The following is a 12,071-nucleotide window of genomic DNA, read 5'->3' as shown; positions in this document are numbered from 1 at the left end:
CGCGCATCCACGCGAGCGCCCGGCATGCTGTGCCGGGCCGGACCGCGTAGCGGCCCTGACCGAGCGAAAAGCGATCCCCGGTCGACAGGGCGCGACGTCCAGTCGAAGTCGCGCGGGACTTCCAGCAATCGGGTCTACCTTCCTCCCCGAGAAGAAACAAAAGAAAACGGCCGGGCATCGAGCCCGGCCGTTTCTTCCCTCCCACACCTGTCGCGCGGCGGGCTCAGGCCGCGACCGCGTGCGAACGCTCGAACTGCTCCTCCTCGGTCGAACCGGTGAGCGCAGTGACGCTCGAGCTGCCGCCCTGGATCACCGTGGTCACGTCGTCGAAGTAGCCCGCGCCCACCTCCTGCTGATGCGACACGAAGGTGTAGCCCTGCTCGCGCGCGGCGAACTCCGGCTCCTGCACCTGCTCCACGTAGTGGCGCATGCCCTCGCCGCGCGCATAGTCGTGCGCGAACTTGAAGGTGTTGAACCAGTTGATGTGGATGCCGGCCAGGGTGATGAACTGGTACTTGTAGCCCATCGCCGCCAGCTCTTCCTGGAACCTGGCGATGGTCGCGTCGTCGAGGTTCTTCTTCCAGTTGAAGCTCGGTGAGCAGTTGTAGCTGAGCAGCTTGCCCGGATGTGCCGCGTGCACGGCCTGCGCGAACTCGCGCGCGAAGCCGAGGTCGGGCGTGCCGGTCTCGCACCACACCAGGTCGGCGTAGGGCGCGTAGGCCACGCCGCGGCTGATCGCCTGCTCCAGGCCATTGTTGACCTTGTAGAAGCCTTCGGCCGTGCGGCTGCCGGTGACGAAGGGCCTGTCGTTGTCGTCGAAATCCGAGGTCAGCAGGTTCGCCGCTTCGGCATCGGTGCGCGCCAGCACCACGGTCGGCACGCCCAGCACGTCCGCGGCCAGGCGCGCGGCAACCAGCTTCTGGATCGCCTCGCGCGTGGGCACCAGCACCTTGCCGCCCATGTGTCCGCACTTCTTGACCGCGGCCAGCTGGTCCTCGAAATGCACCGCCGCGGCGCCGGCGATGATCATGTTCTTCATCAGCTCGTAGGCGTTGAGCACGCCGCCGAAGCCGGCCTCGCCGTCGGCGACGATGGGCAGGAAGAAGTCGATCGCATCGGCCTGGTCCATCTTGCCGTCGCAGATGTTCTTCCACTGGATCTCGTCGGCGCGCTGGAAGGTGTTGTTGATCCGCCGCACCATGGTCGGCACCGAGTCGTAGGCGTACAGCGACTGGTCGGGATACATGTTCTCGGAGCTGTTGCCATCGGCCGCAACCTGCCAGCCCGACAGGTACACCGCCTCGAGCCCGGCCTTGGCCTGCTGCATCGCCTGGCCGGCGCTGATCGCGCCGAAGGCGTTGACATAGCCCTTCTTCGCGCCGCCGTTGACCAGGGTCCACAGCTTCTCGGCGCCGCGGCGCGCGAGGGTGTGCTCGGGCTGCACGCTGCCGCGCAAGCGCACCACGTCGGCGGCCGAGTACGGGCGCTGGATGCCGGTCCAGCGCGGGTCGTTGTCCCACTGCTGCTGCAGGGCGTCGATCTGTTGCTTGCGGTTGCTCATGGTGGCTCCGATGTCGGGTATGCGGGTTTGCAGGCGCGTGGTCTGGCGCCTGCTGGCGTTCTGGCAGCGCGCGGCGGCGCGCGATGGCGGCTCAGTCGAGGCGTTCGTAGGCCGGCAGGGTCAGGAACTCCTCGAGCGTGGGTTGGTGGCTCAGCGCCTCGAGCAGGGCGATCGCCTCCTGCACGCGCGACGCGCCCGGGATCGCCTGCCCGGCCAGGCGCGAGGGCAGGTTGAGCAGCGCGCGGTCGAACAGCGCCTCGTCGATCACGGTGCCGTCGTGCAGGTGCAGGGGCGTGCCGCCGCCGTCGGTGGCATGCAGCCACTGCCACAGCTGCGCGCGCGCGATCTCGGCGGTGGCCGCGTCTTCCATCAGCCAGTGGATCGGCACGCAGCCGCTGCCGTCGAGCCAGGCGGCGAGGTAGCGCACGCAGACCTCGACGTTGTTCTCGAAACCGATGCGGGTGATGGTGCCCAGCGGCGGCGCCAGCAGGTCGCGTGCGGTGACGATCACCTCTTCGCGGCCCAGCTGCTGCTGGTGCGGTGTCGGCATGCGCTCGTCGAAGACCTGCCGCGCCAACGGGATCAGCGCCGGATGCGCGACCCAGGTGCCGTCATGGCCGGCGCTGACCTCGCGCAGCTTGTCGGCGCGCACCCGCGCCAGCGCGCGCTCGTTGGCGTCCTCGTCGTTGTTGATCGGGATCTGCGCGGCCATGCCGCCCATCGCGTGCGCGCCGCGGCGATGGCAGGTCTGGATCAGCAGCTCCGAGTACGCCTTGAGGAACGGCTGGGTCATCGTGACCTGGCCGCGCTCGGGCAGCACCCGGTCGCGGTGCGCGCGCAAGGTCTTGATGTAGGAAAAGATGTAGTCCCAGCGGCCGCAGTTCAGGCCGACGATGCGGTCCTTGAGCGCGTGCAGGATCTCGTCCATCTCGAACGCCGCCGGCAGGGTCTCGATCAGCACCGTGACCTTGATCTGGCCATTGGTCAGGCCCAGCTCGCGCTCGATGTGCGAGAGCACCTCGTTCCACAGCGCAGCCTCCTCCATCGACTGCAGCTTGGGAATGTAGAAATAGGGGCCGCGGTCCTTGGCCGCCAGCGCGCGGGCGTTGTGCCAGGCGAACAGCCCCAGGTCGAACAGCGAGGCGGACATGCGCTCGCCGCCGACCAGCACGTGCTTCTCGTCCAGGTGCCAGCCGCGCGGGCGCACGATCAGCACCGCGCGCTCGGCTTCCGGGCGCAGCGCGTAGCGCTTGCCGTTGCCCTCGAAGTTCAGCGTGCCGGCAATCGCATCGCGCAGCGCGCGCTGGCCGCCGACCAGGTTGTCCCAGGTCGGCGCGGTCGAGTCCTCGAAGTCGGCCATGTAGCAGCTGGCGCCCGAGTTGAGCGCGTTGATGACCATCTTCGGATCGACCGGGCCGGTGATCTCGACCCGGCGGTCGAGCAGGGCGTCCGGGATCGCGGCGACCCGCCAGTCGCCCTCGCGGATCGCGCGGGTGTCGGCGCGGAAGTCGGGCAGGCCGCCGGCGTCGAACGCCGCCTGGCGCTGGCGGCGCGCCGCGAGCCGCGCCTGCCGGGCCGGTTCGAAACGCCGGTGCAGTCCGGCGAGGAAGTCCTGCGCAGCCTCGTCGATCAGGTCGGCGACGGCGGCGTGGTCCGGCAATTCAATGCCGGAGGCGATCGGGGACGGCTTCAGGACGGCGGACATGGCGGGCTCCAGAGGATGTTGCGGTGCAACGCCACCCTCCGCCCCGACTCATTATTTGACAACTGAGTTCTTCCAATGTAATTCATAAATTCCTTAAATACATGAGTCGAATCAATGCCCTCGAGCGGCAATTCGACCCCCCGATTCCCCTACAAGGCCGACCGGCTGAAGCCGCTGCGGGCTTTCTGCCAGACCACGCGGCTGGGATCGGTATCGCGGGCGGCCGAGGCGCTGTACGTCAGCCAGCCGGCGATCACCCTGCAGCTGCAGGCGCTGGAGCGGGAGCTGGGGCAGAAGCTGTTCGAGCGCAGCGGCCGGCGCCTGGTGCCGACCCGCGCCGGCGAGGCCCTGTACGAGCTGGCGCGCCCGCTGGTCGACGGCATCGACGCCCTGCCGGCCGCCTTCCGCGACGCGCTCAAGGGCATGGACGCGGGCGCGCTCAACATCGCCGCCAACAGCTCCACCATCCTCTACCTGCTGCCGCGGATCGTGGGCCGCTTCCGCGAACACCACCCCGACGTGCGCCTGAGCCTGCACAACACCGTCAGCGCCGACGGCACCGACCTGCTGCGCGCCGATTCGGTCGACCTGGTGGTCGGCTCGATGCATGACGTGCCCGGCGACCTGGTGTACGAGCCGCTGCACCGCTTCGAGCAGCGGCTGGTGATGCCGCCGGGGCACCCGCTGGCGGAGAAGGCGGAGCTGAGCCTGGCCGACATCGGCCAGTACGGCCTGATCCTGCCGCCGATGCGGCAGATCACCTGGCGTCTGGTGGACCTGGTGTTCCAGCAGAACCGCGTGCCCTACACGGTGGCGCTGGAGGTCGGCGGCTGGGAGGTGATCAAGCAGTACGTGGCGATGGGCATGGGCATCAGCATCCTGTCCTCGATCTGCCTGACCGAGGCCGACCGCGGACGCTTGGTCACCCGCCCGCTCGACCGCTTCTTCCCCGCGCGCAGCTACGGCGTGGTGATGCGCAAGGGCAGGCTGCCGTCACCGCAGGCGCGGGCGTTCATGGACCTGATCCAGCCCGACCTGTTCCTGCGCCGCGACTACTACGAGGGCGGGCATTCGGAGCGTTGAGGAGGAAGTCCCCATCTGTCATTCCGAACCCGCACAGCGGGTGAGGACTCTCGTTGCGCCAGGTCACGTCGCCAAGATCCCTCGCCTGCGGCTCGGGATGACACAGGTGATGCCTCCGCACCGCTGCGAGCTGTCCGTTTGTCCCGTGCCGCCAGAATTCCCGCCCGCCTGCGCCTCGGGGTGACCTGACTCAGGGCGCCGGCAGCACCTCGTCGCGCCAGATCGCCACCTGCGGCTCGCCGTCGGCGTCGATCCAGCCGCGGTACATCCCGCCGGTGTTGAACGGGAATGACAGGCTGCCGTCGGCGCCGAGCACGATCGCGCCGCCGTCGCCGCCGGCGTCGGGGATCACGTGATTGATCACCGCGTCGCCGGCGCGCGCGATGCTGTCGCCGGACAGGCGCACGCGCGCGCAGATCTCGTGCGCGGCGGCAGTGCGGATGTAGAACTCGCCCCAGCCGGTGCCCGAGACCGCGCAGCGGTCGTCGGCCCAGGTACCGGCGCCGATGATCGGCGCGTCGCCGACGCGGCCGTAGCGCTTGTTGGTCATGCCGCCGGTCGAAGTGCCTGCGGCGAGATTCCCCTGCGCATCCAGCGCGACCGCGCCGACCGTGCCGAAGTAGGCGCTGGCCGGCGATGCAGGATGCAGCGCATGCGGCTTGCTGTCGTCGCGCAACGCCTTCTGCAGCTGCTGCCAGCGTTTCTCGGTGCGGAAGTACGCCGGTTCAACCAGGGCGATCCCTTGCTCCTTGGCGAAGCGCTCTGCGCCCTCGCCTACCATCATCACGTGGCGCGAGCGCTCCATGATCGCGCGCGCCAGGGTGATCGGGTTGCGCACGCGGCGCAGGCCGGCGGCCGCGCCGGCCTTGCCGGTGGCGCCGTCCATGATCGAGGTGTCGAGCTCGTTGGTGCCGTCGTGGGTGAACACCGCGCCGCGACCCGCGTTGAACATCGGTGCGTCCTCGAGCACGTTGATCGCGGCGGTCACCGCGTCCAGCGCCGGCCGGCCCGCGGCCAGTGCCGCCTGCCCCGCCCGCAACGCCTGGGCCAGCGCCGCGCGCGCGGCCGCTTCTTCTTCCGGGGTGAGGTCGCCGGGCTCGACCCCGGCGCCGCCGTGGATCACCAGGCGCGGTGCGTCCTGCACCACCAGCACGCCGTCGCGCACAGCGTAGGCGTGGCGCCACATTGGCCGTTCGACTTCGCCGGAGGGCAGCTGCAGCACCGAGTCCACGCCGACGCCGACCGTGTCGACCCGCTCCAGTCGCAGCGCCCGGTCCTCTTCCTGCGGCGCGAAGCCGCCACGCACGACCGTTGCGCCCGCGCCCGGCGCGGTGGCGAACACGCGTGCGCGGCCATCTGCTTCGACCGCCAGCGCCGCATCCTCGTCCACGCCCAGGCCCAGCACCGGCCGGCCGCCCGACAGCGTCTCGGCCTTGGCGACAAAGGCCAGCAGGCGCCCAAGCCGGTTGCGCTCGCGGAAGTGGGTGTCGGTGATCACGCCGCGCAGGGCGGCGATGTCGAGGAAGCCGGTCTCGATCGTGTTGCCGTCGCCCAGCGGATCGGCCAGCGCGCGCGGGCTGGTCTGGCTGCCGCCGTCCATCGCGCCGTAGACAAATTCGCCCAGGATCGCCAGGCCCGCGCTGGTGCCGCCCAGCGGCTTGCCGGCGCGCACGTGTGCCTCCAGCGCCTGTTCGACTGGCGTGCCCTTCCAGTAGCGGATGTAGCGCGACTGGTCGCCGCCGGCGATGAAGATGCCGTCTGCCTTGCGCAGGCGCGCGAGCAGCCGGCGGTCGCTCGCGGCCTCGCGGTCCTCGAACACGAAGGTCTCGACCGAGGCCACGCCGCCGACCTCGTCGTGGAACTCCTCGCCGATCTCGCCGCCGAGCGAGGCGCGCAGCACCACCACATGGCCGTTGCCGGCCTTCTCCAGGAACCAGCGCAGCGCCTCGATGTTGCGGTCGCCGCCGCCCATCAGCAGCAGGCCGGGCGCGGGCTTGCCGGGGGTCGGCAGCGCGGGGTCGCCGGCCAGGTGATGCCGGTAGCCCGCGGCCAGCGCCGGCATCGTCAGCAGGGCCAGCGCCGTCGCCAGCAGCATCGGTGCGATCGCACGTCGTATCGTCATGGAGCTGTCCTGTCGGCCGCATCCGGCCCCTGCGCAATGGAGACGAACCTTGGCGCGATTTCCCCCTGCGGGCAATCGCGGCCGCGCCGTGATCGGATATCGTGCCGGCCATGCCGACGCCGCCGCTGGACGACTGGTTCGTACGCGAGATCCTCGTCCACGAGGCGCCGCTGGTGCGTTTCCTCGGCCGCTGCTGGCCGCGCCGCGACGAGGTCGCCGACCTGCGCCAGGAGGTCTACGCGCGGGTGTACGAGGCCGCCGCGCGCGAGCTGCCGCGCCAGCCCAAAGCCTTCCTCTTCGCCACCGCGCGGCATCTGGTCGCCGACCGGGTGCGCCGCAGCAAGGTGGTATCGATCGAGCCGATGGGTGATTTCGAGCCCTCGTCCGTCCTTGTGGATGAGGTGTCGCCGGAACGCTGGTGCGGCGGGCGGCAGCGCCTGGCACGGCTGGCGGCTGCGTTCGACCGGCTTCCCGACCGCTGCCGCGAGGTGGTCTGGCTGCGTCGGGTCGAGCAGCTGTCGCAGCGCGAGGCGGCCCAACGGCTCGGGATCAGCGAGAAGACAGTGGAAAAGCACATCGCCAAGGGAATGCGCCTGATCGCCCTGTATTTCTACGGCGGCGACGCCGTGGACACGGCCGCGACCGCGGACATGGCGACGGTGCTCGACGCGCTGCGCCAGGCGGACGAGCCGTGACGCCGGCTGCGACGATTGAAGCCGCCGCCGCGGACTGGCTGGCCCGGCGCGATGGTCCGCACTGGTCGCAGGCGGACGGGGCCAGGCTTGAGGCGTGGCTGGCGCAGGACACCCTGCACCGGGTGGCGCTGCTGCGGCTGCAGTCGGCCTGGGCCGAGGCCGGCCGGCTGCAGGCGCTGGGCGCGGGATTGCACGACGCGGCGGTGCCGCCACGCGGCACCTGGACTGCCCGGGGGGCCGATGCGGCCCTCGCCCCGGCATCGCCGGACCCGGTGGCGCAGCTGCAGGGGCATGTGTTTTCCGCGCGCGGGCCGCTGGCGAGGGTCCGCCCGCGGGGCGGGATCGCAGCGGTCGCGGCCGTGGCCGTTTGTGCGCTGGCGCTGGGCTGGGGCTGGCGCGAGCTGGCCACGGTCGCGCCCGTGCACTACGCCACCGCGCTGGGCGACGTGCGCAGTCTCGATCTGGCCGACGGCAGCCAGGCCACCCTGGCCAGCGACAGCCGGATCGCGCTGCGGCTGTCGCGCAGTGCGCGGCACATCGCCCTTGAGCAGGGCGAGGCCTATTTCGAGGTAGCCAAGGATCCGGCGCGGCCGTTCGTGGTCGAGGCTGGAACCCGGCGGGTGGTGGCGGTGGGCACCCGCTTCTCGGTGCGGCGCGATGCCGCCGACCTGCGCGTGGTGGTCACCGAGGGCCTGGTGCGGCTGGAGGCGGGCGACGCCGGCACGCAGGCCGACACCCTGCTGCCGGCAGGCAGCGTCGCCATCGTCCATCGCGACAGCGTGCTGGTGCGTTCGATGCCGCTGGACGAGGCCGCGCGCCTGGTCGACTGGCGCAGCGGCCTGCTGGTGTTCCGCGACACGACCCTGGCCGACGCCGCCAGCGAGTTCAACCGCTACAACGCACGCAAGATCGTGATCGGCGATGCACGCGTGGGCGACCTGCGCATCGGCGGCAGCTTCCGCTGGGCCAATGCCGAGGGCTTCGTCCGCCTGCTCGAACAGGGCTTCCCGGTGCGGGCCGAATACCGCAGCGATCGGATCGTCCTGCACTCGCCCTGAGGCACGGGGGGATTTGCAGGCCTCGTTCGTCCTGACTGACAGAAGGCGCGGTCCGCGCGCCACCGGGGAACCCGCTTGAAACCGTCACGCCCGCTCCGCGTCCTGCTCCTTTCCCTGGCCTGTTCCGCCATCCTGGCCGCGCACGCGCAGGCCCCCGCGGGTGTGCCGGTGGACGTGCCCGCGGGCGAACTCGCGGCCGCGCTCGATGCCTACGCCCGGCAGTCCGGCGTCGAGCTGGTCTATCGCGCCGACCAGATGCGCGGCGTGCACACCGCAGGCGCACGCGGCCTGCCGCCCGCACAGGCGCTGCAGACCCTGCTTCGCGGCAGCGGCTTCAGCGCGCGCGAGGATGCCTCGGGCGCGGTGCTGATCGTGCAGCAGCCGCTGCTGGCGCAGGTCGGTGCTGTCGCGGCGCCGCCGGCCGCGCTGCGGCCGCCAGCGGCCCCCGCTCCCGAGCCGGAAGTCTCCGAACTCAGGACGGTCCAGGTCACCGGTTCGCGCATCGCCCGCGCGCAGATCGAAGGCCCGGCGCCGATCACGGTGGTCACCGCCGAGCAGATCCAGGCCGCCGGCCTGACCAGCGTGCCGGACGTGCTGCGTTCGCTCAGCCAGGCCAGCGGCAGCGTGCAGGGACAGCAGAACACCACCGGCGCGCAGTCCACGCCCGGCGCACAGGCGGTCGACCTGCGCGGCCTCGGCCCCAACCACACCCTGGTGCTGGTCAACGGTCGCCGCATCGCCGACTTTCCGCTGCCGCTCAACGGCCGCAGCAACTTCACCGACATCGGCAATATCCCGCTGGGCATGATCGACCGCATCGAGGTGCTCACCGGCAGCGCATCGGCCGTGTACGGCTCCGACGCGATGGCCGGCGTGATCAACTTCATCCTCAAGAAGTCCACCGACGGCACCACGATCGACTACCGCCATGGCGACACCGAGCGCGGCGGCGGCGAATCGCATTCGCTGACGCTCACTTCGGGCTTCGAGCGCGGCGATTTCACCGGCATCGTCGGCGTTGAATTCATCGACAAGCGCCCGCTGTGGGGCTATGAGCGCGACATCCAGGACTCGACGCTGGATGCGCCCACCTCGCGGCGCCAGCTGCCGCGGCTGATCGCCCAGGTCTACGACTGGGACGAGGACGTCAACATCGCGCCGGCCGATGGCTGCGCAACGCTGGGCGGACTCAACGAAGGCACCACGGTGCTGGCCGAGGATCGCTTCGGCGAACCCTACTGCGGCAGCGATCGTGCGATCGCGTACCGGACGATCACCAACCAGCGCAGCGGCTACAACGCCTACGGCTCGTTCGAGTACCGCTTCTCCGACGCGCTGCGCTGGTTCGCCGACGCGCAGCTCGGCCGCCAGGAGGTGAATCTGCTCACCGGGACCAACGGCAACGAAGTGGCCAGCGACCACATGGGCTGGGAATTCCACGACCCGGATTCGGCCGGCAACTATCGCAACAAGATGTTCTACAACGCCGGCACCGGCACCTACCAGATCTGGTCGCGGCAGTTCACGCCCGAGGAGATGGGCGGGCTTCGCAACCGGATGAACACCACCACCCAGAAGACGCTGGCCATCACCACCGGTCTGGCCGGCACGCTGTCGGACAGCTGGGACTGGGAAGCGGCGTACAACCATTCGCGCTACCGCGCCGAAGTGCAGATGCCGCGCATCCGGGCCGCAGCCGCCAACAGCCTGTTCCTCGGCGAACGGCTCGGCTACGACGAGGACGGCTACGCGATCTACAACCCGGATCCAGAGCGGATGTTCCGCCCGCTGACGCCGCAGGAGTTCGACTCGATCGGGGCGATGTCCACCTGGCATCCCGAAGCGAAGAACGACAACGTCAGCTTCACCGCTACCAGCCCCGCGCTGTTCACCCTGCCCGCCGGCGATGCCGGCTTCGCTGGCGCGCTGGAGTACGGCCGCCAGTCCTACGAGATCAACCCCGATCCGCTGGCCCTGACCGAAGACGCGTACTACGGCCCCCGCTACGGCGATGGCAGCGGCGACCGCGACCGCTGGAGCGCGGCGGGCGAACTGCGCCTGCCCCTGCTGTCTTCGCTGCAGGCCAGCCTGGCCGGCCGCTACGACCGCTACAGCTACGCCGACAAGGATCCGGGCAAGTTCACCTACAGCGCCGGCCTGGAGTGGCGTCCGCTCGACACGCTGCTGCTGCGCGGCTCCTACGGCACCGGCTTCCGCGCCCCGGACATGCATTACCTGTTCGCCAGCGAGGACTACTACCGCACGCGCTTCGCCACCGACTACTACGACTGCCGCAGCGCCGAGCCCGGCGTGGGCAACGGCTATTGCTACGACGACGGCAGCTACGACGTCAGCACCTTCGACGTCTACACCGGCAACATGCAGCTGGACGTGGAGACCAGCAAGTCCACGTCCATGGGCGTGGTGTGGTCGCCCTCGGCCGACTTCGACGTGGCGCTGGACTACTACAAGATCCGCGTGTCCAACCAGGTGCAGACCCAGGACCGCGAGTTGCTGCGCATGACCGAGGCCGACTGCCGCCTCGGCGTGACCGACAGCGGCGCCAGCGTGGACCCGGCATCGCCCACCTGCCGCGACGCGCTCGCGCGCGTGATCCGCGATACCGACGGCGTCATCACCAGCGTGCACTTCAGCCCGATCAACATCGCCAACGAGGAAACCTCGGGCCTGGACCTGGCCGCCAACTACCGGATGAGGACGGACGTGGCTGGCGACTTCCGCTTCAGCGCCAACTACAACTGGACCCATCGCCACAGCCGCCAGCTGTACCCGGGCGATCCGCGCGAGGACATGCTGGACGTGGGCTTCAGCGCCACCACCCTGCCGCGCAGCAAGGGCAACCTCGGCGCGGCCTGGGAGCGCGGCGCCTGGGGCGGCAGCCTGTTCGGCAGCTACCTCGGGCGCGTGGCCAGCTACGACAATGATGCCTGGACGTCGTCCACTTGGCGCTTCAATGCGGGCGCGGCCTATCGCATCCACGACCACCTGCGTATCGCGCTGACGGTCAACAACCTGTTCGACAAGATGCCGCCGCAGGACGCGACCTGGGCGAACTATCCCTACTACGACACCTCGTGGTTCGACTCGCTGGGACGCAGCTACTTCGTCCAGGTCACCTGGAAGCTGGGCGGCTCGGCGCTGTAGTCGCGGCCGCCGTGACGCCGGATGCAGGGAAGGGATTCTTCTCCTGATCCCGCAATCGGCGCAACGGTCGCCTCAGACCGTGCCGCGGTTCCTGCCCATCCAGGGCAGGTACCACTCGCGCAACGCCGCGATGTCGGCCTCCATGTCGCCGCTGGTGGTGAACAGCGGGCCGAAGCCGATGTGTCGTTCGGGATAGTGGAAATAGACCGGCAGGATCGGCACCTGCGCCTGGTGCGCGATCTTCCAGAAGCCGGTCTTCCAGCGCTCCACGCGCCTGCGCGTGCCTTCCGGGGCGATCGCGAACCAGATCCGCTCGCTGCGGCGGATCATCTCCACCGCCTGGCCGACCGTGCCCTGCGGCGCGGCGCGGTCGACCGGGATCGCGCCCAGCCGCCGCAGCAGCAGTCCCAGCGGCCACCGGAACAGCTGCGCCTTGCCCAGCACGCGCACCTCGAAGCCAATCGCCAGCTTCGCCGCGAAGCCCCAGATGCCGTCCCAGTTGGACGAGTGCGGCGCCGCGATCAGCACCAGCCGCGGCACGTCGGGCAGCGTGCCGACCACGCGCCAACCGCCCAGGCGCAGCAGGCTGCGGCCGAACCAGCGGGTGAAGGCATTGGGTTTGACGCGCGGTGCGTTCGGCGGGAGTGGCGGCACCACGGCGTGGGTCGTGTCGGTCATGCGG

The 12,071-nt window shown here is 70.3% G+C and carries 8 protein-coding genes and 1 pseudogene; 4 read left to right on the top strand and 5 right to left on the bottom strand.

Going from position 1 to position 12,071, the window contains the following annotated elements:
* Window positions 1–223: 223 nt before the first annotated feature.
* Together aceA and aceB are read right to left on the bottom strand one after the other, a co-directional pair.
* Entirely contained in the window at window positions 224–1,561 is a 1,338-nt protein-coding gene (gene aceA, locus ACW5EG_RS16320; RefSeq protein WP_457020405.1) for an isocitrate lyase, read from the bottom strand.
* A gap of 91 nt (window positions 1,562–1,652) precedes the next feature.
* Window positions 1,653–3,266 carry a malate synthase A gene (gene aceB, locus ACW5EG_RS16315; protein ID WP_457022358.1) on the bottom strand — a complete coding sequence of 538 codons (1,614 nt, stop codon included), beginning with the start codon at window positions 3,264–3,266 and terminating at the stop codon, window positions 1,653–1,655.
* 114 nt (window positions 3,267–3,380) lie between these two features.
* Between aceB and ACW5EG_RS16310 the strand changes: the two genes are divergently transcribed.
* Window positions 3,381–4,349, top strand: coding sequence for a LysR family transcriptional regulator (locus ACW5EG_RS16310; RefSeq protein ID WP_457022356.1), 969 nt, complete (start codon window positions 3,381–3,383; stop codon window positions 4,347–4,349).
* Window positions 4,350–4,539: 190 nt separating this feature from the next.
* Here the strand turns inward: ACW5EG_RS16310 and ACW5EG_RS16305 are convergent, their stop codons facing one another.
* Both ACW5EG_RS16305 and ACW5EG_RS16300 read right to left on the bottom strand, forming a co-directional pair.
* Complete coding sequence (locus ACW5EG_RS16305; RefSeq protein ID WP_457022360.1) at window positions 4,540–5,535, bottom strand: isoaspartyl peptidase/L-asparaginase family protein; 996 nt, start codon at window positions 5,533–5,535, stop codon at window positions 4,540–4,542.
* 435 nt (window positions 5,536–5,970) lie between these two features.
* Window positions 5,971–6,321, bottom strand: a pseudogene (locus ACW5EG_RS16300) (cyanophycinase); the annotation flags it as partial.
* A gap of 260 nt (window positions 6,322–6,581) precedes the next feature.
* Between ACW5EG_RS16300 and ACW5EG_RS16295 the strand changes: the two are divergent.
* The 3 genes from ACW5EG_RS16295 (at window position 6,582) to ACW5EG_RS16285 (ending at window position 11,389) form a co-directional block, all read left to right on the top strand.
* Window positions 6,582–7,166 (top strand): RNA polymerase sigma factor, encoded by a 585-nt coding sequence (locus ACW5EG_RS16295; RefSeq protein WP_457022355.1) that lies wholly within the window; start codon window positions 6,582–6,584, stop codon window positions 7,164–7,166.
* A complete protein-coding gene (locus ACW5EG_RS16290) occupies window positions 7,163–8,224 on the top strand; it encodes a FecR family protein (RefSeq protein WP_457020401.1) in 1,062 nt (353 codons plus the stop codon). Before ACW5EG_RS16295 ends, ACW5EG_RS16290 begins: the two co-directional genes overlap by 4 nt.
* Before the next feature lie 168 nt (window positions 8,225–8,392).
* Entirely contained in the window at window positions 8,393–11,389 is a 2,997-nt protein-coding gene (locus ACW5EG_RS16285) for a TonB-dependent receptor (RefSeq protein WP_457022353.1), read from the top strand.
* Between the two features lie 72 nt (window positions 11,390–11,461).
* Here ACW5EG_RS16285 and ACW5EG_RS16280 read toward each other — a convergent pair whose 3' ends face one another.
* Window positions 11,462–12,067 (bottom strand): lysophospholipid acyltransferase family protein, encoded by a 606-nt coding sequence (locus tag ACW5EG_RS16280; protein ID WP_457020399.1) that lies wholly within the window; start codon window positions 12,065–12,067, stop codon window positions 11,462–11,464.
* Between the last annotated feature and the right edge of the window lie 4 nt (window positions 12,068–12,071).

The organism is Luteimonas sp. A611, assembly GCF_054072715.1.
Note: the sequence above shows the minus strand (reverse complement) of the source record. Positions and strands in the feature narration are given on the sequence as shown.